Annotated in this window: 22 protein-coding genes and 1 other annotated feature; all 22 genes read right to left on the bottom strand. The window is 42.5% G+C overall.

The features are described from left to right. Position 1 precedes the first annotated feature (1 nt). A complete protein-coding gene (gene rpsC / locus CSV67_RS05090; RefSeq protein WP_085132010.1) occupies positions 2-664 on the bottom strand; it encodes a 30S ribosomal protein S3 in 663 nt (220 codons plus the stop codon). A 3-nt stretch (positions 665-667) separates the two neighbouring features. Then, the gene (gene rplV / locus CSV67_RS05085) at positions 668-1,012 is read right to left on the bottom strand and encodes a 50S ribosomal protein L22 (RefSeq protein WP_037561627.1); all 345 of its coding nucleotides are present in this window, start codon (positions 1,010-1,012) and stop codon (positions 668-670) included. A 20-nt stretch (positions 1,013-1,032) separates the two neighbouring features. After that, on the bottom strand, positions 1,033-1,311 hold the full coding sequence (gene rpsS / locus CSV67_RS05080; protein WP_099630540.1) for a 30S ribosomal protein S19: 279 nt from the start codon (positions 1,309-1,311) through the stop codon (positions 1,033-1,035). Positions 1,312-1,371: 60 nt separating this feature from the next. Next, complete coding sequence (rplB, locus tag CSV67_RS05075; protein WP_099630539.1) at positions 1,372-2,202, bottom strand: 50S ribosomal protein L2; 831 nt, start codon at positions 2,200-2,202, stop codon at positions 1,372-1,374. Between the two features lie 33 nt (positions 2,203-2,235). Further along, positions 2,236-2,523, bottom strand: a complete 288-nt coding sequence (gene rplW, locus CSV67_RS05070; RefSeq protein WP_085132013.1) for a 50S ribosomal protein L23 — start codon at positions 2,521-2,523, stop codon at positions 2,236-2,238. Beyond that, entirely contained in the window at positions 2,523-3,146 is a 624-nt protein-coding gene (gene rplD, locus CSV67_RS05065) for a 50S ribosomal protein L4 (protein ID WP_099630538.1), read from the bottom strand. Before rplD ends, rplW begins: the two co-directional genes overlap by 1 nt. A 25-nt stretch (positions 3,147-3,171) precedes the next feature. After that, the gene (gene rplC / locus CSV67_RS05060) at positions 3,172-3,801 is read right to left on the bottom strand and encodes a 50S ribosomal protein L3 (RefSeq protein WP_099630537.1); all 630 of its coding nucleotides are present in this window, start codon (positions 3,799-3,801) and stop codon (positions 3,172-3,174) included. A 37-nt stretch (positions 3,802-3,838) separates the two neighbouring features. Beyond that, a complete protein-coding gene (rpsJ, locus tag CSV67_RS05055) occupies positions 3,839-4,147 on the bottom strand; it encodes a 30S ribosomal protein S10 (protein WP_099630536.1) in 309 nt (102 codons plus the stop codon). Positions 4,148-4,513: 366 nt separating this feature from the next. After that, complete coding sequence (gene tuf, locus CSV67_RS05050) at positions 4,514-5,701, bottom strand: elongation factor Tu (protein WP_085132017.1); 1,188 nt, start codon at positions 5,699-5,701, stop codon at positions 4,514-4,516. Between the two features lie 115 nt (positions 5,702-5,816). Then, positions 5,817-7,895, bottom strand: coding sequence for an elongation factor G (fusA, locus tag CSV67_RS05045; protein ID WP_099630535.1), 2,079 nt, complete (start codon positions 7,893-7,895; stop codon positions 5,817-5,819). A 47-nt stretch (positions 7,896-7,942) separates the two neighbouring features. Further along, positions 7,943-8,413 (bottom strand): 30S ribosomal protein S7, encoded by a 471-nt coding sequence (gene rpsG, locus CSV67_RS05040; protein WP_099630534.1) that lies wholly within the window; start codon positions 8,411-8,413, stop codon positions 7,943-7,945. Positions 8,414-8,448: 35 nt separating this feature from the next. Continuing rightward, the gene (gene rpsL, locus CSV67_RS05035; RefSeq protein ID WP_085132019.1) at positions 8,449-8,868 is read right to left on the bottom strand and encodes a 30S ribosomal protein S12; all 420 of its coding nucleotides are present in this window, start codon (positions 8,866-8,868) and stop codon (positions 8,449-8,451) included. Between the two features lie 296 nt (positions 8,869-9,164). Beyond that, positions 9,165-12,758: a DNA-directed RNA polymerase subunit beta' gene (gene rpoC / locus CSV67_RS05030; RefSeq protein WP_099630533.1), complete on the bottom strand. Its 3,594-nt coding sequence runs from the start codon at positions 12,756-12,758 to the stop codon at positions 9,165-9,167. 175 nt (positions 12,759-12,933) lie between these two features. Further along, on the bottom strand, positions 12,934-16,479 hold the full coding sequence (gene rpoB / locus CSV67_RS05025) for a DNA-directed RNA polymerase subunit beta (protein ID WP_199173135.1): 3,546 nt from the start codon (positions 16,477-16,479) through the stop codon (positions 12,934-12,936). 220 nt (positions 16,480-16,699) lie between these two features. Continuing rightward, on the bottom strand, positions 16,700-17,302 hold the full coding sequence (locus CSV67_RS05020) for a class I SAM-dependent methyltransferase (protein ID WP_099630531.1): 603 nt from the start codon (positions 17,300-17,302) through the stop codon (positions 16,700-16,702). 89 nt (positions 17,303-17,391) lie between these two features. After that, positions 17,392-17,751 carry a 50S ribosomal protein L7/L12 gene (rplL, locus tag CSV67_RS05015; RefSeq protein ID WP_099630530.1) on the bottom strand — a complete coding sequence of 120 codons (360 nt, stop codon included), beginning with the start codon at positions 17,749-17,751 and terminating at the stop codon, positions 17,392-17,394. 67 nt (positions 17,752-17,818) lie between these two features. Next, the gene (gene rplJ / locus CSV67_RS05010; protein WP_099630529.1) at positions 17,819-18,319 is read right to left on the bottom strand and encodes a 50S ribosomal protein L10; all 501 of its coding nucleotides are present in this window, start codon (positions 18,317-18,319) and stop codon (positions 17,819-17,821) included. 30 nt (positions 18,320-18,349) lie between these two features. Beyond that, positions 18,350-18,488, bottom strand: a sequence feature (ribosomal protein L10 leader region). 40 nt (positions 18,489-18,528) lie between these two features. Continuing rightward, on the bottom strand, positions 18,529-19,230 hold the full coding sequence (gene rplA, locus CSV67_RS05005; RefSeq protein WP_099630528.1) for a 50S ribosomal protein L1: 702 nt from the start codon (positions 19,228-19,230) through the stop codon (positions 18,529-18,531). A gap of 121 nt (positions 19,231-19,351) precedes the next feature. Next, a complete protein-coding gene (gene rplK / locus CSV67_RS05000; RefSeq protein ID WP_029053289.1) occupies positions 19,352-19,777 on the bottom strand; it encodes a 50S ribosomal protein L11 in 426 nt (141 codons plus the stop codon). 170 nt (positions 19,778-19,947) lie between these two features. Further along, the gene (gene nusG / locus CSV67_RS04995) at positions 19,948-20,484 is read right to left on the bottom strand and encodes a transcription termination/antitermination protein NusG (protein ID WP_099630597.1); all 537 of its coding nucleotides are present in this window, start codon (positions 20,482-20,484) and stop codon (positions 19,948-19,950) included. 107 nt (positions 20,485-20,591) lie between these two features. After that, a complete protein-coding gene (secE, locus tag CSV67_RS04990; protein WP_099630527.1) occupies positions 20,592-20,777 on the bottom strand; it encodes a preprotein translocase subunit SecE in 186 nt (61 codons plus the stop codon). Between the two features lie 56 nt (positions 20,778-20,833). Beyond that, positions 20,834-20,983 carry a 50S ribosomal protein L33 gene (gene rpmG, locus CSV67_RS04985; protein WP_099630526.1) on the bottom strand — a complete coding sequence of 50 codons (150 nt, stop codon included), beginning with the start codon at positions 20,981-20,983 and terminating at the stop codon, positions 20,834-20,836. Positions 20,984-21,028: the final 45 nt, after the last annotated feature.

The following is a 21,028-nucleotide window of genomic DNA, read 5'->3' as shown; positions in this document are numbered from 1 at the left end:
ATTATTTGCCTCCTTCCCCAGAGTTCTTCTTAACTTTTACTGGAAGGACTTCACCACGATAAATCCATACCTTTACGCCAAGCTTACCATAAGTAGTATCAGCTTCAGCATGTGCATAATCTATATCTGCACGTAATGTATGAAGAGGGACAGTTCCTTCACTGTAGTGTTCCGCACGAGCGATATCCGCTCCGCCGAGACGTCCAGATACTTGTGTTTTAATTCCTTTTGCACCAGAACGAATAGTACGTTGAATCGCTTGTTTCTGAGCACGACGGAATGATACACGACTTTCCAATTGACGAGCGATTGATTCTGCAACTAATCTTGCATCCAAATCAGCACGTTTGATTTCTACGATGTTGATGTGTACACGCTTGCCTGTAATTTCGTTAAGTTGCTTACGAAGTGTTTCTACTTCGGAACCACCTTTACCGATAACCATACCTGGCTTTGCAGTGTGGATTGTAATATTAACACGCTTAGCAGCACGCTCAATTTCAACTTTTGAAACTGATGCTTCTACAAGACGTTTTTCGATGTATTCACGGATCTTTAAGTCTTCATGTAGTAAGGACGCATAATCTTTTTCCGCGTACCATTTTGAGTCCCAGTCACGGATGACGCCTACACGTAGTCCATTAGGATGTACTTTTTGGCCCACTAATTACCCCTCCTTCTTTTCAGATACCACTAATGTGATGTGGCTTGTACGTTTGTTGATCGCACTTGCACGACCTTGTGCACGTGGACGGAAACGTTTCATTGTTGGTCCTTCATCTACGAATACTTCACTGACGATTAAGTTCTCAGTATCCATTTCGTAGTTATGTTCAGCGTTTGCAATTGCTGATTTCAATAATTTTTCCACGACTGGAGATGCCGCTTTAGGCGTAAGTCGTAGAATAGCCATAGCTTCACCTATATTCTTGCCGCGGATAAGATCAACGACCAAACGAACTTTGCGAGAAGCAATACGGACTGTGCGTACAGATGCTTTAGCTTGTTGCATCAGGATAACCTCCTCTCAAATTAGCGTTTTGTTTTCTTATCGTCGGCACCATGGCCTCGGTATGTGCGTGTAGGTACGAATTCACCTAGTTTGTGACCTACCATATCTTCTGTTACATAAACAGGAACATGTTTACGTCCATCATATACTGCAATCGTCAATCCGATGAAAGTCGGGAAGATTGTTGAACGGCGTGACCATGTTTTAATAACTTGTTTCTTTTCTGCGTCTTTTTGTGCGTCAACCTTTTTTAGTAAATGGTCATCTGCAAAAGGTCCTTTTTTCAAGCTGCGGCCCATTCTGGAACCTCCTTCCGAGTATGTACTACGGTCCATCTACTGAACCGCAGTGCAATAACATTATTTTTTACGACGGCGAACGATAAGTTTATCTGATTTATTGTTCTTCGTACGTGTCTTGAATCCAAGAGTTGGTTTACCCCATGGAGTAACAGGACTCGGACGACCGATTGGTGTACGGCCTTCACCACCACCGTGTGGGTGATCGTTAGGGTTCATTACAGATCCACGAACAGTTGGACGTTTGCCTAACCAACGTGAACGACCTGCTTTACCAATATTGATCAATTCGTGTTGCTCGTTACCAACTTGACCGATTGTAGCACGGCAAGTAGCAAGGATCATACGAACTTCTCCTGATTGCAGACGAATGATGACGTATTTGCCTTCGCGTCCTAGTAGTTGAGCTGAAGTTCCTGCAGAACGAACTAATTGTCCGCCTTTACCTGGCTTCATTTCAATGTTGTGAATTGTGGAACCCATAGGGATGTTCTCTAGTGGTAGAGCATTTCCTACGCGGATATCCGCTTCAGGTCCTGAAATGATTGTGGAACCTACTGTCAATCCTTTAGGAGCAAGGATATATCTCTTTTCACCATCTGCATAATTGATTAATGCGATGTTTGCTGAACGGTTTGGATCGTATTCGATCGTAGCAACGCGTCCTGGAATGCCATCTTTCCGACGTTGGAAATCAATGACACGGTATTGGCGCTTATGTCCTCCACCTTGGTGACGAACTGTCATTCTACCTTGGTTGTTACGTCCGCCTTTACGCTTGACTGGTTCAAGCAATGATTTTTCTGGTTTGCTAGCAGTAATCTCAGCAAAGTCAGAAGAAGTCATGTTACGACGTCCGTTGGAGGTAGCTTTGTACTTCTTAATCGCCATTTTGTGTTCCCTCCTTCATTTATTATGAGTTAATTACATTTCAAAAAGTTCGATATCTTTGGAATCAGTAGTCAGTGTAACAATTGCCTTACGACGCTTGTTTGTATAACCAGCATGTTTCCCCATACGCTTGAACTTACCTTTGTAGTTCATAACGTTAACTTTTTCAACTTTAACACCGAAGATTTCTTCAATAGCTTGTTTCACGTGAGTTTTGCTCGCGCGTGTATCAACTTCGAATGTATATTTTCTTAAGTCTTCCATTTGTTCAGAAGAACGCTCGGTAATGACCGGACGTTTCAGAATATCACGTGCTTCCATTAACCAAGCACCTCCTCGACTTTTTCTATTGCTGCTTTTGTCATTACAAGCTGGTCATGTCCGACTAGGTCTAGAACATTGATACCGTTCGCTGAAACGACGCTGATCCCTGGAATGTTGCGAGCAGACAATGCTACTGATTCTTCTAGGTCAGCTGTAACAAATAATGCTTTCTTCGTGATTGAAAGATCTTCAAGCACTTTTACAAAGCCTTTTGTTTTTGGTGCTTCAAATGCTAAGTTATCTAGAACGATTAGCTCTTCAGCCGCTACTTTAGTGGATAGAGCAGATAGAAGTGCTAAACGACGAACTTTCTTAGGCATTTTATAGCTGTAACTACGTGGTGAAGGACCGAATACGATACCGCCTCCACGCCATTGTGGTGATCTGATTGAACCCTGACGAGCACGACCTGTGCCTTTTTGACGCCATGGTTTACGACCGCCGCCTGCTACTTCCGCGCGAGTTTTAACCTTGTGGTTACCTTGGCGTAAAGAAGCTTGTTGTTGAACAATTGCTTCGAATAATACTGCTTCATTCGGCTCGATTCCAAAAATCGCATCGTTTAGTTCGATGTCGCCGACAGCAGAACCTGTTTGACTTACTACAGATACTTTAGGCATTCCTGTTTCCTCCTTTCTGTTTTACTCAGTTTCCTTTGATAGCACTTTTCACTTGTACAAGTGATTTACGAGCTCCAGGAACGTTACCTTTTACTAATAACAAGTTGCGCTCAGCGTCAACTCGAACGATTTCAACGTTTTGGATCGTTACTGTTTTGCCACCAGTACGTCCAGGTAGTTTTTTTCCTTTGAATACGCGTTGTGCATCAACTGCTCCAAGTGAACCTGGTGCGCGATGGAAACGTGATCCGTGAGTCATTGGTCCACGTGAGTAACCGTGGCGCTTAATAACACCTTGGAATCCTTTACCTTTTGAAACTCCTGTAATGTCAACTACATCGCCTTCTGCGAATGTATCGACTTTGACTTCCTGACCAACTTCGTATGCACTAACGTCAGCTCCGCGAACTTCGCGAATGAAGCGCTTAGGTGCAGTGTTAGCTTTTGCAACATGGCCTTGCTCAGGCTTGTTTGAAAGCTTTTCACGTTTATCATCAAATCCTAGTTGGATTGACTCGTAGCCGTCTGTTTCTATTGTCTTCTTTTGAAGAACAACGTTTGGAGCAGCTTCAATCACTGTTACTGGGATTAGATCGCCGTTTTCAGCAAATACTTGCGTCATTCCGACTTTTCTTCCTAAGATTCCTTTGGTCATTAGTCACACCTCCTGTAATATTGTTTGTTTTTATGTTTTATAGTTTAATTTCGATGTCGACGCCTGACGGTAAATCAAGCTTCATAAGTGCATCCACCGTTTGTGGCGTTGGATTCACGATGTCGATTAAACGTTTGTGCGTACGCATTTCAAATTGCTCACGTGAATCTTTATATACGTGAACAGCACGCAATACCGTGTAAACTGATCTTTCAGTTGGCAACGGAATTGGACCTGAAACACTAGCTCCAGAACGTTTAGCCGTCTCAACAATCTTTTCAGCTGACTGATTGATCATTCTGTGATCATAAGCTTTCAATCTAATACGAATCTTTTGTTTTGCCATTATTTTCCCTCCCTTTCGCCTATTTTCTAGACAATTCTCCACGAAAATTTTCCTTACACGCGCCATGGCAAAGCGGCCGGGTGTATCGGTAACCTCTCGCTTCATCGCAGTCAAAGACCAACATTCAACATTATACATAATATAAAAGGATTGCGCAACCCTTTTGAAGAAATTAATTTAACTTTTAATCCGTTTACTATACTATCAGCTTTCCTCATGATTTGCACGTGATTTGAAGTGCGCTGCTAGACTTTACTTCCGCATTATCCTAAGGGCGTTTCAAAACACTATTTTTGATATATGCCGCTAACCTTTCATGTAGACGAAAACAAAAAAATCCCGCCTTAATGGCGGGATCCAAACAAATTATTTTGTAATTGTTGCTACAACGCCAGCTCCAACTGTACGTCCACCTTCACGGATTGAGAATTTAGTACCTTCTTCAATCGCGATAGGAGAAATAAGTTCAACTGTCATTTCAACGTTATCTCCAGGCATAACCATTTCTACGCCTTCAGGAAGTTGAATGATACCAGTTACGTCAGTTGTACGGAAGTAGAACTGAGGACGGTAGTTTGAGAAGAATGGAGTGTGACGTCCACCCTCTTCTTTAGATAGAACATAAACTTCAGATTTGAACTGAGTGTGTGGAGTGATTGTGCCTGGCTTAGCAAGAACTTGTCCACGTTCGATATCTTCACGTGATACACCACGAAGAAGAGCACCGATGTTGTCGCCTGCTTCTGCATAGTCAAGAAGTTTACGGAACATCTCTACACCAGTTACAGTAGTAGCTTTTGGTTCTTCAGCAAGACCGATGATGTCAACAACATCTCCGACTTTAACTACTCCACGCTCAACACGGCCAGTTGCTACAGTTCCGCGACCTGTGATTGAGAATACGTCCTCAACAGGCATCATGAATGGCTTGTCAGTGTCACGAGTTGGTGTTGGAATATAGTCATCTACTGCTTGCATAAGTTCAAGAATTTTTTCTTCCCACTCTGGCTCTCCTTCAAGAGCTTTAAGAGCTGATCCTTTGATTACAGGAATATCATCGCCAGGGAAGTCGTAATCAGAAAGAAGTTCACGGATTTCCATTTCTACTAATTCAAGTAGTTCCTCGTCATCTACCATGTCACATTTGTTCATGAAGACAACTAGGTAAGGAACACCTACTTGACGTGAAAGAAGAATGTGCTCACGAGTTTGTGGCATTGGGCCATCAGCAGCAGAAACTACTAGGATTCCGCCGTCCATTTGTGCAGCACCAGTGATCATGTTTTTAACGTAGTCAGCGTGACCTGGGCAGTCAACGTGTGCATAGTGACGCTTGTCAGTTTCGTACTCAACGTGTGAAGTACTGATTGTAATTCCACGCTCTTTTTCTTCAGGTGCGTTATCAACGTCAGCGTATGACTTTGCTTCTCCACCTTGTGCTTTAGAAAGAACTGTTGCGATTGCAGCAGTCAAAGTTGTTTTACCATGGTCAACGTGACCAATTGTTCCTACGTTTGCGTGCTCCTTGGAGCGGTCAAATTTTTCTTTACCCATTTTAGAGATCCTCCCTTTATTTAAAAAAATAGTTTTTTAATATGGAAGCCGAAAGTATTCCTTCGACTATCCACATCTTACAAGTATTGCTTAAAAGAAACAAGGATGAACTGTATTATTCACCTTTGTTTTTCTTGATTACTTCTTCAGCGATAGACTTTGGAAGTTCTTCATAGTGATCGAACACCATTGAGAATACTCCGCGTCCTTGCGTGTTTGAACGTAGAGAAGTTGCATAACCGAACATTTCAGCAAGTGGAACCATTGCACGAACTACTTGTGCGTTACCACGAGCTTCCATACCTTCTACACGGCCACGGCGTGATGTAATATCACCCATAATGTCGCCCATGTATTCTTCCGGAATAATAACTTCTACCTTCATTGTTGGTTCAAGAATTACAGGATTACATTTTGATGCAGCATTTTTCAAAGCCATTGATGCAGCGATCTTAAATGCCATCTCGTTGGAGTCAACGTCATGGTAAGATCCGTCATATAGGCGTGCTTTGACATCAATTAAAGGATACCCAGCTAAAATACCGTTATCCAATGAATCACGAATTCCTGCTTCAACTGCTGGGATGTATTCGCGAGGAACAGAACCACCAACAATATTATTAACGAACTCGAATCCTTTTCCTTCTTCGTTTGGACCGAATTCAATCCATACGTGACCGAACTGTCCACGTCCACCTGATTGACGAACGAATTTACCTTCGACTTCAGCCGACTGACGGAATGTTTCGCGGTAAGAAACTTGTGGCGCGCCCACGTTTGCTTCCACTTTAAATTCACGACGTAAACGGTCGACGATAATATCCAAGTGAAGTTCACCCATACCCGCGATGATTACTTCTCCTGTTTCTTGATCTGTGTGTGCACGGAATGTTGGATCTTCTTCTTGCAACTTAGCAAGAGCTTGGCCCATTTTATCCTGGTCCGCTTTTGTTTTCGGTTCAATCGCTACAGAGATAACTGGCTCTGGGAATACCATTGATTCAAGAATGATCAATGCTTTCTCATCACATAGTGTGTCTCCAGTAGTTGTGTCTTTCAAACCGACAGCAGCAGCAATTTCACCCGCGTGTACTTCAGAAATTTCTTCACGGCTGTTTGCGTGCATTTGTAGAATACGTCCTACGCGCTCGCGCTTGCCTTTTGTAGAGTTTGCTACGTAAGAACCAGCTTGAAGAATACCAGAGTAAATACGGAAGAATGTAAGTTTACCTACATAAGGATCTGTCATAACTTTAAACGCCAATGCTGAGAATGGTGCTTCATCAGATGATTCACGCACTTCGTCTTCTTCAGTCTCAGGGTTGAAGCCCATCATTGGAGGCACATCAAGTGGCGATGGAAGGTAGTCTACTACCGCATCTAGTACTAGTTGTACACCTTTGTTTTTGAAAGCAGTTCCACAAACTACAGGATAGAATTCAACTGCCAACGTAGCTTTACGAATAGCTGTCGTAAGTTCTTCTATAGTAAGTTCTTCACCGCCAAGATACTTTTCCATAAGATCTTCATCGAAATCTACAACAGCTTCAATTAGGCTCTCACGGTATTTTTTAGCTAGTTCAAGATGTTCAGCAGGAATTTCTTCCACTGTCGTATCTGTTCCTAGATCATTGGGATACATAGTTGCCTTCATTTCGATTAAGTCGATAATTCCTGAGAAGTTATCTTCCGCACCAATTGGCAATTGAATAGGATGTGCATTCGCTTGCAGGCGGTCACGTAGTGTTCCTACTGAATATAGGAAGTCAGCACCCGTCTTATCCATTTTGTTTACGAATACGAGACGTGGTACTTTGTAGTTTGTCGCTTGACGCCAAACTGTCTCTGTTTGTGGTTCAACACCTGATTGTGCATCAAGTACCGCTACAGCACCATCCAATACGCGAAGTGAACGTTCAACTTCAACTGTGAAGTCTACGTGCCCCGGTGTATCGATGATGTTTACGCGGTGACCTTTCCATGCTGCAGTTGTTGCAGCTGAAGTAATCGTGATTCCACGTTCTTGCTCTTGCTCCATCCAGTCCATTTGTGATGCACCTTCGTGCGTTTCACCAATCTTGTGGATTTTACCTGTGTAAAAAAGGATCCGCTCAGTTGTCGTTGTCTTACCAGCGTCAATGTGAGCCATGATACCAATGTTACGAGTATTCTCTAGTGAGAACTCTCTAGCCATTTTGTAATCTCCTTCCGTTTCGGATTACTGCTGTTGTTTATCCGACCTTACCAGCGATAGTGAGCGAATGCTCTGTTGGCTTCAGCCATTTTATGCATTTCTTCACGGCGTTTAACAGAAGCACCTGTGTTATTTGATGCATCAAGAATTTCATTCGCTAGACGTTCTTCCATTGTTTTTTCTCCACGTGTACGTGAATAGTTCACAAGGTAACGAAGGCCTAGAGTCGAACGGCGTTCAGGGCGTACTTCAACCGGCACTTGATAGTTAGCTCCACCTACGCGGCGAGCACGCACTTCAAGAACTGGCATTACATTATTTAAAGCTGCTTCGAATACTTCGATTGGTTCTTGTCCAGAACGTTCTTTAATAATTTCGAACGCTCCATAAAGAATCTTTTGAGAAGTACCTTTTTTACCGTCTACCATCATTTTGTTGATAAGGCGGCTTACAAGCTTGGAATTATAAATCGGATCAGGTAGTACATCACGTTTTGTTACTGGACCTTTACGAGGCATAATTAGTTCCTCCTTTCAATATTGTTAGTTTTGTATTACTTCTTAACTTTGGGCTTTTTAGCTCCATACATTGAACGGCTTTGCATACGGCCAGTAACACCAGCTGTATCAAGTGCCCCACGTACGATATGGTAACGAACACCCGGTAAGTCTTTTACGCGTCCTCCGCGGATTAGTACCACACTGTGTTCTTGCAAGTTGTGGCCTTCACCTGGAATATATGCGTTTACTTCCAATGTATTAGTTAAACGAACACGAGCATACTTACGTAGCGCCGAGTTCGGCTTCTTAGGAGTCATAGTACCAACACGTGTACAAACACCTCTTTTTTGTGGTGAGTTCACGTTTGTCATAGACTTTTTAAAGCTGTTATAGCTTTTTCCTAGAGCCGGAGACTTAGAATTTTCCGTTTTCGATTTACGAGGTTTACGGACTAATTGATTAATTGTAGGCATCAGGTTGTTCCTCCTTCCAAGTTTTTTATAATACCACACACCCAGGTGGTTCATTTTTAAGTAAAAACAAAGTTTTTGTGCGTGCACACACAAAAACGGGTGACAGTAACTCCAGAGATCTCTGCTTACTGTTATTTTATAATGATGATTGCTTATCGCCTTGTACTTATTCGAAAGAGTTTTTTCTTCCTGAAAAGTTAACGGTCAACAACTATCAACCTTTTGTATATTATCATCTCTACAATAACTTGTCAACGAATTTAAGAAAATAAACGGGAGCGATGTCCCGTTTATTTTTATTCAGCTGGAATAGTCTCTTCTACTTGATCGTGTTGCATTTTTATTTGGCGGTATCTCTGCATTCCAGTACCTGCAGGGACCAATTTCCCGATAATAACGTTTTCTTTCAGACCTAGCAACTCATCTGTTTTACCTTTAATAGCTGCATCTGTAAGGACTCTTGTCGTTTCCTGGAATGATGCGGCCGACAAGAATGATTCTGTTTCAAGTGAAGCTTTCGTAATTCCGAGAATTACCGGACGTGAGGTAGCTGGGACTTTACCTGCTAACAACACCTTTTCGTTCGCTTCAGAGAATTGGTGAATGTCCAATAATGAACCCGGAAGAAGATCAGTATCTCCTGCTTCAATTACTCGAACTTTTCGAAGCATTTGACGTACCATTACTTCAACGTGCTTATCACCAATCTCTACCCCTTGCATACGGTAGACTTTTTGAACTTCTTTCAAGAGATACTCTTGTACAGTTGAAACGTCTTTTACAACGATCAATTGTTTAGGGTCAATAGAACCTTCAGTAATAGTTTGCCCACGCTCAACCACATCGCCTACTTCTACCTTCAAGCGCGCATTGTACAACGTAGGATATTTACGTGTTTCCACTTCACCTTCAATAGTAATTTCTTTCAAGCCTTCACGGATTTCATCAATTTCAATAACAGTACCTGCAATTTCAGAAATAACCGCTACACCTTTCGGATTACGAGATTCAAAAATTTCCTGAATACGTGGAAGACCTTGCGTAATATCATCTCCGGCAACTCCACCTGTGTGGAATGTACGCATCGTTAACTGTGTTCCTGGCTCTCCGATAGATTGCGCTGCAATGATTCCCACAGCTTCCCCTACTTCTACCGTTTCTCCAGTGGCTAAGTTGATACCGTAACATTTTTTACATACGCCGTGCTTCGTATTACATGTAAATGCAGAACGAATCGTCACTTCTTCGATACCAGCTTGAATTACTATGTTCGCTATGTCCGCAGTAATCAACCCGTTTTTCGCAAGAATGACTTCACCCGTTTCCGGATGTTTGATAGTCTTCTTCGTGTGACGGCCTTCAATACGCTCAAACAATGTTTCGATCATTTCATTTCCTTCGGTTAATGCAGTAATTGCAAGACCACGGTCTGTTCCGCAATCTTCTTCACGAACGATAACATCTTGCGCTACGTCTACGAGACGACGAGTCAAGTAACCTGAATCGGCAGTCTTCAGTGCTGTATCGGCAAGACCTTTACGTGCACCGTGTGTAGAGATAAAGTATTCGAGTACTGTCAGACCTTCACGGAAGGAAGATTTGATCGGAAGTTCGATAATCCGTCCAGCCGGGTTGGCCATTAGTCCACGCATACCAGCAAGTTGTGTAAAGTTTGATGCGTTACCACGGGCTCCGGAGTCACTCATCATGAAGATCGGGTTTTCAATATCCAATGAATCCATTAGCTTATTCTGAATGATATCCTTCGCATGGCTCCAATAAGAGATGACACGATCATAACGCTCTTCCTCGGTAATTAAACCACGTCGGAACTGCTGCGTGACTTTATCAACTTTTTCTTGTGCTTCATGAAGAATTTCTGCTTTATTCGGCAAGACCACGATATCGGAAATACCGATTGTAATTCCAGCACGAGTAGAATATTTAAATCCTAGGTTTTTCATTCTATCCAACATTCTAGAAGTTTCTGTAATGTGGAAGCGACGGAAGATTTCCGCGATAATTTCCCCAAGGATTGCTTTTTTGAACGGCGTGATTAGTTCTGCTTCTTGCAGGTGTTCCTTAACATTTACTGTTCCGTCGATGAAGTACTTGTCAGGTGTTTCTACCTGCAAGTTATGATTCGTCGGTTCGTTGATGTACGGAAACGTTTCCGGTAAAATCTCATTGAAAATGATTTTACCTACAGTCGTTAACAATAGCTGACTATTTTGTTTATCCGTAAACGTTGGGTTGTTAATACTGCCAGCCTGTACCGCGATGCGGGAATGTAAGTGAACATGTCCTGTTTGATATGCGATTAACGCTTCATTCGGATCACTAAACACAGAACCTTCTCCAGCCGCATTTTTTCGCTCGACTGTTAAGTAATAGTTTCCAAGAACCATATCCTGTGAAGGAGTTACAACTGGTTTTCCGTCTTTCGGGTTCAAAATGTTTTGAGCAGCTAGCATCAATAGACGTGCTTCAGCTTGAGCTTCAGCGGATAGTGGTACGTGAACAGCCATTTGGTCACCATCGAAGTCAGCGTTGTAAGCTGTACATACGAGCGGGTGTAACGTAATCGCACGCCCCTCGACCAGTATCGGTTCGAACGCCTGTATCCCCAGACGGTGAAGTGTCGGTGCTCGGTTAAGAAGCACTGGATGTTCTTTGATGACGTCTTCCAATACATCCCATACTTCGGAATGAAGACGTTCAATCTTACGTTTAGCACTTTTGATGTTATGCGCCAAGTTACGTTCCACTAATTCCTTCATAACGAACGGCTTAAATAGCTCGATCGCCATTTCCTTAGGCAGACCGCATTGGTACATTTTTAAGTTAGGACCTACTACGATAACCGAACGACCAGAATAGTCTACACGTTTACCAAGTAAGTTCTGGCGGAAACGCCCTTGCTTACCTTTTAGCATATGAGAAAGTGATTTCAATGGACGGTTTCCTGGACCTGTTACAGGTCTTCCACGACGACCATTATCTACAAGTGCATCTACCGCTTCTTGAAGCATACGCTTCTCGTTCTGGACGATAATGCCGGGTGCTCCTAAATCCAATAGACGCTTTAGACGGTTATTCCGGTTAATAACTCTACGATAAAGATCATTCAAGTCAGATGTTGCAAAACGCCCTCCGTCTAGCTGTACCATAGGACGCAATTCAGGGGGGATGACTGGAAGTACTTCGAGTACCATCCATTCCGGACGGTTTCCAGAGTTACGGAAAGATTCCACGACTTCTAAACGTCGGATTGCGCGTGTACGACGCTGACCTTGTACTGTTTTCAACTCTTCTTTCAACGAATCTGTTTCCTTATCCAAGTCGATTGCACGTAGTAGTTGCTCGATTGCTTCCGCTCCCATTGCAGCTTGGAATTTGGAACCATACTTTTCACGGTACAAGCGATACTCTTTCTCAGAAAGCAATTGCTTGCGTTCAAGTGGAGTATCTGCCGGTTCTACAACTACGTAAGATGCAAAGTAGATAATCTCTTCCAATGCGCGTGGTGTCATGTCCAAAATCAAGCCCATACGGCTCGGAATTCCTTTGAAGTACCAAATATGTGTGACAGGTGCCGCAAGCTCAATATGTCCCATTCGTTCGCGACGGACTTTTTGACGCGTTACCTCTACGCCACAACGATCACAAACAACGCCCTTATAACGGACTCGCTTATATTTACCACAGTGACATTCCCAATCTTTCGTCGGACCGAAGATTCTCTCACAGAATAATCCGTCTTTCTCAGGCTTTAATGTACGGTAATTGATCGTTTCAGGTTTTTTTACTTCTCCATACGACCAAGAACGAATCTTGTCAGGTGAAGCAAGGCCAATTTTCATATACTCAAAATTATTAACATCTATCAAGGAGCCAACCTCCCTTTAGTCTAATCGCCATAACGGCTTATCAGTCAACTTAACTTGTAGTAGTACATTCATGTAAGACATTCTTCTTACTGAATAAAATAGAAGAGGGTGCTCGAAGCCCTCTTCTATTCATTTTTGTTTGTTTTATTTACATTTCATATCAGCACTATCTGCTTTAGGCGATCGGTTGATCTTCTTTAATCAAGTTCAATGCGTCAGTTGGTTGCAAGTCTTCTTCGTCGTCTAAATCACGTAACTCAATTTCTTCGAAGTCTTCCGTCAACATCTTCACATCTAACCCTAAACTTTGAAGTTCTTTGATTAGTACTTTAAATGATTCCGGTACACCTGGTTGAGGTACGCTATCACCTTTAACAATCGCTTCGTATGTCTTCACACGTCCTACGACGTCATCGGATTTGACTGTTAAAATTTCTTGCAATGTATAAGCGGCACCATATGCTTCTAGCGCCCATACTTCCATTTCCCCGAAACGCTGTCCACCGAACTGGGCTTTACCGCCGAGTGGTTGCTGTGTAACGAGTGAGTATGGTCCAGTAGATCGTGCGTGCAACTTATCATCTACCATGTGGGCAAGTTTGATCAAGTACATAACGCCGACTGATACACGGTTATCAAATGGTTCACCTGAACGACCATCGTATAGCATGGTTTTACCGTCACGGTCCATTCCTGCTTCTTCCATTGTAGCCCAAACGTCTTCTTCGTTTGCACCGTCAAATACAGGAGATGCAGTGTGAATACCTAGACTACGCGCAGCCATACCAAGATGCATTTCAAGAACCTGTCCGATATTCATACGTGACGGAACACCTAGTGGATTTAACATAACATCGATCGGTGTACCATCTGGAAGGAACGGCATTTCCGACTCAGGTAAGATTCGGGAAATAACCCCCTTATTACCGTGACGTCCTGCCATCTTATCTCCAACAGAGATTTTACGCTTCTGTACGATATATACTCGTACTAACTGATTTACTCCTGGAGATAGCTCATCGCCATCTTCACGGTTGAAGACTTTGACATCCAGAACTATTCCGCCTGCTCCATGAGGGACACGTAATGAAGTATCGCGGACTTCACGTGCTTTTTCCCCAAAGATTGCATGTAGAAGACGTTCTTCCGCAGTCAATTCCGTAACACCCTTAGGCGTTACTTTACCGACCAAGATATCTCCATCTCGTACTTCTGCACCGATACGAATAATTCCTCTGTCATCCAAGTTGCGTAATGCATCTTCTCCGACGTTTGGAATATCACGCGTGATTTCTTCTGGCCCAAGCTTCGTATCACGTGCCTCCGATTCATATTCTTCAATATGAACAGACGTGAATACATCATCTTTCACCAGACGCTCACTCATGATAATCGCATCTTCGTAGTTGTAACCATCCCATGTCATGAACGCAGTTAGAACGTTACGTCCAAGCGCGAGTTCTCCCTGTTCCATTGATGGTCCGTCCGCAAGAATATCAAGCGGTTTGACACGGTCGCCAACTTTTACAATTGGACGTTGGTTATAGCAAGTTCCTTGGTTCGAACGAATGAATTTAGATAAACGGCAAACGACAAGGTCACCCTTGACTTCTTTACCGCCCACTTCTTCAATACGGCGAATACGAATCTCCTTAGCTTCTACGTGTTCTACAATACCGTGGTATTTAGAAACAACAGCTGCTCCTGAATCACGTGCAGAAATATGCTCCATACCTGTACCTACAAATGGCGCTTCCGGATTTAACAAAGGAACTGCTTGACGTTGCATGTTCGCACCCATCAATGCACGGTTAGAGTCATCATTTTCTAGGAAAGGAATACATGCAGTAGCCGCTGACACAACTTGCTTAGGCGAAACATCCATATAATCCATTTGTTCACGACGGAATACAGTGTTATCCCCTTGGAAACGTCCTACGACGCCTTCATTCGTAAATGATCCGTCTTCCTCAAGCAACGCGTTTGCTTGAGCCACTACATAGTTATCTTCAATATCCGCTGTTAAATAATCAATCTGTGAAGTAACGCGACCCGTTTCTAGATCTACTTTACGATAAGGAGTCTCAATGAAACCAAATTGATTCACTTTCGCGAATGTAGACAACGAGTTAATCAGTCCAATGTTCGGTCCCTCTGGCGTTTCTATCGGACACATACGACCATAATGAGAGTAGTGAACGTCACGAACTTCCATTCCTGCTCGCTCACGAGTCAAACCACCAGGTCCTAGTGCAGATAAACGACGCTTATGTGTCAATTCAGCCAATGGATTTGTTTGGTCCATAAACTGAGATAGCTGCGAGCTACCGAAAAACTCTTTAATTGATGCAATAACAGGACGAATATTGATCAATTGTTGAGGTACTATAGATTGCGTGTCATTGATAGACATTCTCTCTTTAACCACACGCTCCATACGGGAAAGACCGATACGGAATTGGTTTTGGAGTAATTCACCAACAGAACGCAAACGACGATTACCAAGATGGTCAATATCATCCGTGTTTCCTACACCATGCAAGAGGTTGAAGAAATAACTAATAGAAGCAACGATATCTGAAGGGGTAATATGTTTAATAGACTCGTCTACTTCAGCGTTAGAAATGACATTAATTACTTGTTTTTCTTCACTTTTCGGTGCGTAAATCTTTAGCGTCTGAATAACCATCGGCTCTTCCAATATAGACCCTACATGTTCGATCGACTCAGTATTGATACCTTGAGATAAAAATGGTAGTAATTTATCCAATGTACGTCGGTCGATCAGCTGATCCTTTTCCACTAAAATCTCGCCTGTTTCAGGGTCGACAAGTGTTTCAGCAGCCGTTTGGTTGAACAGTCGATTTTGCAAGTGAAGCTTCTTATTCATTTTATAACGCCCAACATTCGCCAAATCATAGCGCTTTGGATCGAAGAAACGTGAATATAAAAGACTTCTTGCGCTGTCTAGTGTTGGTGGTTCACCTGGACGAAGTCGCTCATAGATTTCAAGCATCGCTTTTTCTGAAGTCTCGGTATTATCTTTTTCTAATGAATTCCGTAAATATTCATTATCGCCGATTAAGTCGATAATTTCTTGATCAGTAGAGAAGCCTAATGCACGCAATAAAACAGTGATTGGCAACTTACGAGTACGGTCGATACGGACATGTACTACATCTTTTGCATCTGTTTCATACTCAAGCCACGCTCCACGGTTCGGAATAACAGTAGCGCCAAATCCTCGCTTACCATTTTTGTCCGTCTTATCATTGTAGTAAACACTTGGCGAACGAACGAGCTGTGATACAATAACACGCTCAGCACCGTTAATAATGAATGTTCCATTTTCCGTCATGAGCGGGAAATCTCCCATGAAAACGTCTTGTTCCTTCACATCGCCGGTTTCCTGGTTATGAAGACGTACTTTTACACGAAGTGGTGCGGCATATGTCACATCGCGCTCTTTTGATTCGTCTACTGGATATTTGGGATCACCCAGTTTGTAATCGATAAATTCCAAGGACAAGTTACCTGTGAAATCCTGGATAGGAGAAATATCCCGGAACATTTCACGTAACCCCTCTTCTAAGAACCACTCGTAAGATGCCGTTTGAATTTCAATCAAATTTGGTAAATCGAGTACTTCTTTGATTCGCGCGAAACTTCTACGCTGACGATGTTGACCATACTGAACTAAATGACCTGTCAACTCATTCACCCCTCATTAAGACAATATTAGTTTTTGCAAAATCAGAAATTCCGCTGTGACTTCGAAAAAACAAAAAGAAAACGAGTTCCGACAAGAGCTCATTTTCGATTTCACAATCTTTATCCAAACATCAATATGCCTTTTCCTCTACTACATCACACAAAAGGGCATACAGCTGCAATATAAATATTTATGCATTTAATAATGCTACTATAAGATATCGATCCTGTCAAACTTTTTTCGCTACCAAAATAAAGTAGCCTTTTTTCTTAGCAACTGTGTCCACATTACCAAACAACTTCTTCAAGTAGTCTATTGTGGATGGCGCCCCTTGTTTCTTTTGAATGACAACCCATAGTTCGCCACCCAAAGCCAATTTTTCATAAGCACCGTCGTAAAATGAAAAGACTGTTTGCTTACCTGCTCGAATAGGAGGATTTGTTATAATCGCAGCAAAGCCATCAGATTGTACTTGATCAACTCCACTACTCTCATAAATTTTTATATTGACGATCTTGTTTTGTTGGGCATTTATTTCAGAAAGAGCTAACGCCCGCTCATTAACATCTACCATGTGGACAAGCCGCTCAGGGAAATCTGACGCAATGGACAACGCAATCGGTCCATAACCGCACCCTATTTCCAAGAAGTCTCCCCCGACGGACGGCACTTTAAACGTCTCAGCGAGCAATTTTGATCCTTCATCTACACTACCTTTACTAAATACACCAGCATCTGTCGTGAATAAAAAAACTTTGTTACGAATCTCAGCCTTCCACTGCTTGGGGGCACTTGAAACTTGAGGGTTTTTTGAGTAATAATGCTCTCCCATATATATATACCTCCTGCGTAGAGTTACATTATCTGTATATGAAGAAAAAAGCCCGTCAGATAGACGGGCTTTTCTCAAGGAAGTAGAAATTACTTAAATTCTACAGATGCGCCAACTTCTTCAAGTTTAGCTTTCATTTCTTCTGCTTCTTCTTTAGTTGCTGCTTCTTTAACAGCTTTAGGAGCTTCGTCTACAAGAGCTTTAGCTTCTTTCAAGCCTAGGCCAGTGATTTCACGAACTGCTTTGATAACTTTGATTTTTTGATCTCCAGCTGATGCTAGGATTACATCGAATTCAGTTTGCTCTTCAGCTGCTTCCGCAACTGCTCCAGCTGCTGCAACAGGTGCTGCTGCTGTTACGCCGAATTCTTCTTCGATTGCTTTAACAAGGTCGTTTAGTTCAAGAACTGTCATTTCTTTGATTGCGTCTAAAATTTGTGCATTAGTCATTTTAAGTTCCTCCTGGAAAGTTGTATTTAACCGGCTAGTTTTTTCCGGTCACTGTCAAGATGCGAAATTAAGCACCTTGCTCTTCTTTTTGTTCTGCAACTGCTTTCGTAGCAAGTGCAAAGTTTCGTACTGGCGCTTGAAGAACGCTGAGTAGCATAGATAGTAGACCATCGCGAGACGGTAGAGTAGCCAATGCTTTCACATCTTCAGCTGATGCAACGTTTCCTTCGATCACACCCGCTTTAATTTCAAGCTTGTCGTTCTTTTTAGCGAAATCATTTAAGATTTTAGCTGGCGCTACTACGTCTTCCGTAGAGAAGGCGATAGCGTTTGGACCTGTCAAGTTTTCGTTCAAACCTTCTAGTCCTGCAACTACCGTCGCACGACGCACCATTGAGTTTTTATAAACTTTGAACTCGATGCCCGCTTCACGAAGTTGTTTACGCAGTTCTGTAACTTGTGAAACCGTAAGACCACGGTAATCGACAACTACTACAGATGCTGCTGATTGCAGCTTGTCAGCAACTTCTGACACGACCGCTTGTTTAGCTTCTAAAATTTTGCTCATGTTGACACCTCCTGGTAATTAGGGTCACTTATACCGATATAAAAAGCCCTCAATGTCTAAGACATGAGGGCAGAAAAGTCGTCATCTTTTAAAAAGAGCGTCTTGTCCTCGGCAGGAGCATTAAGTGGCAAGCCACACCTGCTGTCTTCGGTACAAATGGTTATCATCATAACAAGCGTAATCTTAACAGATCACTATATGCTTGTCAATTATTTTTTAACAGTAACGCTTGACGGATCTATTTTAACAGCAGGACCCATAGTTGTCGTAACGTTTACCGATTTCATGAATGTTCCTTTTGCTGATGCAGGTTTAGCTTTTTGAATCGTTTCAAAGATCGTCAAGAAGTTTTCTTCTAACTTCTCGTTATCGAAAGAAACTTTACCGATTGGCGCATGGATGATTCCAGCTTTATCCGCACGATATTCAACTTTACCTGCTTTGATTTCTTCAACAGCCTTTGTTACGTCGAATGTTACAGTACCTGTTTTCGGGTTCGGCATAAGACCTTTTGGTCCAAGTACGCGACCAATCTTACCAACTTCGCCCATCATGTCAGGTGTAGCAACGATTACGTCGAAATCGAACCAACCTTGTTGAATTTTAGCAATCAATTCTGCGTCGCCTACATAGTCTGCGCCTGCAGCTTCTGCTTCTTTCACTTTATCACCTTTAGCGAATACTAATACGCGTTGAGTTTTACCAGTACCGTTTGGAAGCACTACAGCTCCACGGATTTGCTGATCGTTTTTACGAGTATCAATACCAAGACGGAAAGCTACTTCAACTGTTGCATCAAAATTAGTAGTAGTTGTCTTTTTAGCAAGTTCAATTGCTTCTTTCGTAGTGTATGTAGCTGTACGATCTACAAGCTTCGCTGCATCTACGAATTTTTTACCTCTTTTAGCCATCAGAATTTTCCTCCTCATTTGTGGTTTTAACGGATTAAACCTCCCACTTAATGAAGGCTGCGAATCTCATTCGACCGCAGCCTTCACCTTCAAACAATTGCTGTATTATGAAAAACCAAAATCAGTCTTCGATTTTGAATCCCATACTGCGAGCAGTACCTTCGACCATTGCCATCGCCGCTTCAACTGACGCCGCGTTTAAGTCCGGCATCTTTTGTTCTGCGATTTCTCTAACTTTATCACGCTTAACTGTAGCAACTTTGTTTTTATTAGGCTCACCTGAACCCTTTTGAACGTTTGCTGCAACCTTCAGCAATACTGCTGCCGGCGGAGTTTTTGTGATGAATGTAAATGAACGGTCCTCGAATACCGAGATTTCAACTGGAATAATTAGACCAGCTTGATCTGCTGTACGAGCGTTAAATTCTTTACAGAATCCCATAATGTTAACACCTGCTTGACCTAATGCCGGCCCTACTGGTGGTGCTGGATTTGCTTTACCAGCTGGAATTTGCAATTTCACTACTTTAGTAACTTTTTTAGCCACGAGACACACCTCCTTAAGTCCGTGATGTGGTAATTGGGTTGCCCCTCCCACTCAAATATGTGCCTGCCGACGATGTCGGTAGAATTGGTTAATCCGTACAGACTAAGTCTGACCTTTGAAATGATACCACCATTACACAGATTTTGCAAGAGGGAAATTCCCATTACCCATCAATCCATTTTTTCTACTTGGTCGAACGAAAGCTCCATCTTCGTTTCGCGTCCGAACATATCGACACTTACGACAACTTTACCTTTGTCCATTTCAATCTCTTCCACTTTACCTTCAAAGTGTGCAAACGGCCCTTCTAGCACTGTTACACTTTCTCCAACACCAAAATCGATATCTACGCGCTGTTCCTTCATACCCATTTGCTTCAGGATGAACTCTACTTCTTCCGGTAACAACGGTGTAGGCTTCGCCCCACCACCTGATGAACCGATAAATCCAGTAACACCTGGTGTATTGCGAACAACGTACCAAGAGTCATCTGTCATGATCAATTCAACCAAAACATAGCCCGGGAACGTTTTACGCATAACTGTTTTCTTTTTACCGTCTTTAATATCCGTCTCTTCCTCTTCCGGAATGACGACACGAAATATCTTATCTGACATGCCCATTGTCTCGACACGCTTTTCAAGATTAGCCTTTACTTTGTTCTCATAACCTGAGTACGTATGCACAACATACCAATTTTTATCCATTTCCATGACATTGAGGACTATGCGTCCGTCCCTCCCTTAAAATAAAGCTGAAAAAACCCGTTCATTCATCAAAACGGGATATTCTCACGCTATTCATACTTTCATTTTTACAGACCTGTATACCATTTCATTACTCCGGAGATGCCTAGATCTACTACGAAGAAATAGATAGCCATGAATATGACCGTCGAAATAACAACTACAGTATACTTTGTTAATTCTTTACGTTTCGGCCAGCTGACTTTCCGCATTTCCGAAACGACTTTTTTCAAAAAATCGGTAATCTTGCCCATTCTTCTCCAACCCTTCCGAATGACATAGTGTTCTCACTCGAACTCTATGTAACTGGTCAAATGGTTTGCTTATGCAATGTATGCGCATTGCAATGACTGCAAAACTTCTTTATATTCATTCTTCCCTCACGGCTGTTGTTGCCAGCGGGCAAAGAATAGTTTCGCGAACCACATATCTCACAGCTTAAAGTTATTTTTTTCGACATTTCGATTCACCTAATTCAAGACAATAGTCTCGCTAAAGAGTATCA

It is taken from the genome of Sporosarcina sp. P2 (genome assembly GCF_002743255.1).
In the GTDB taxonomy this organism is placed as follows: Bacteria; Bacillota; Bacilli; order Bacillales_A; family Planococcaceae; genus Sporosarcina.
This window is presented reverse-complemented; position numbering and strand designations above follow the sequence as displayed.

Coding starts and splice junctions, on each gene's coding strand:
- rpsL (WP_085132019.1), bottom strand. CDS start 8,868: ATGCCTACAATTAATCAATTAGTCCGTAAACCTCGTAAATCGAAAACG.
- rpmG (WP_099630526.1), bottom strand. CDS start 20,983: ATGTCGAAAAAAATAACTTTAAGCTGTGAGATATGTGGTTCGCGAAAC.
- rplJ (WP_099630529.1), bottom strand. CDS start 18,319: ATGAGCAAAATTTTAGAAGCTAAACAAGCGGTCGTGTCAGAAGTTGCT.
- rpsG (WP_099630534.1), bottom strand. CDS start 8,413: ATGCCTCGTAAAGGTCCAGTAACAAAACGTGATGTACTACCTGATCCG.
- tuf (WP_085132017.1), bottom strand. CDS start 5,701: ATGGGTAAAGAAAAATTTGACCGCTCCAAGGAGCACGCAAACGTAGGA.
- rplB (WP_099630539.1), bottom strand. CDS start 2,202: ATGGCGATTAAGAAGTACAAAGCTACCTCCAACGGACGTCGTAACATG.
- rplA (WP_099630528.1), bottom strand. CDS start 19,230: ATGGCTAAAAGAGGTAAAAAATTCGTAGATGCAGCGAAGCTTGTAGAT.
- CSV67_RS05020 (WP_099630531.1), bottom strand. CDS start 17,302: ATGGGAGAGCATTATTACTCAAAAAACCCTCAAGTTTCAAGTGCCCCC.
- rplV (WP_037561627.1), bottom strand. CDS start 1,012: ATGCAACAAGCTAAAGCATCTGTACGCACAGTCCGTATTGCTTCTCGC.
- rplW (WP_085132013.1), bottom strand. CDS start 2,523: ATGGAAGCACGTGATATTCTGAAACGTCCGGTCATTACCGAGCGTTCT.
- rpsS (WP_099630540.1), bottom strand. CDS start 1,311: ATGGGCCGCAGCTTGAAAAAAGGACCTTTTGCAGATGACCATTTACTA.
- nusG (WP_099630597.1), bottom strand. CDS start 20,484: ATGGATAAAAATTGGTATGTTGTGCATACGTACTCAGGTTATGAGAAC.
- rpsJ (WP_099630536.1), bottom strand. CDS start 4,147: ATGGCAAAACAAAAGATTCGTATTAGATTGAAAGCTTATGATCACAGA.
- rplC (WP_099630537.1), bottom strand. CDS start 3,801: ATGACCAAAGGAATCTTAGGAAGAAAAGTCGGAATGACGCAAGTATTT.
- rplD (WP_099630538.1), bottom strand. CDS start 3,146: ATGCCTAAAGTATCTGTAGTAAGTCAAACAGGTTCTGCTGTCGGCGAC.
- rplL (WP_099630530.1), bottom strand. CDS start 17,751: ATGACTAATGCACAAATTTTAGACGCAATCAAAGAAATGACAGTTCTT.
- fusA (WP_099630535.1), bottom strand. CDS start 7,895: ATGGCTAGAGAGTTCTCACTAGAGAATACTCGTAACATTGGTATCATG.
- secE (WP_099630527.1), bottom strand. CDS start 20,777: ATGGGCAAGATTACCGATTTTTTGAAAAAAGTCGTTTCGGAAATGCGG.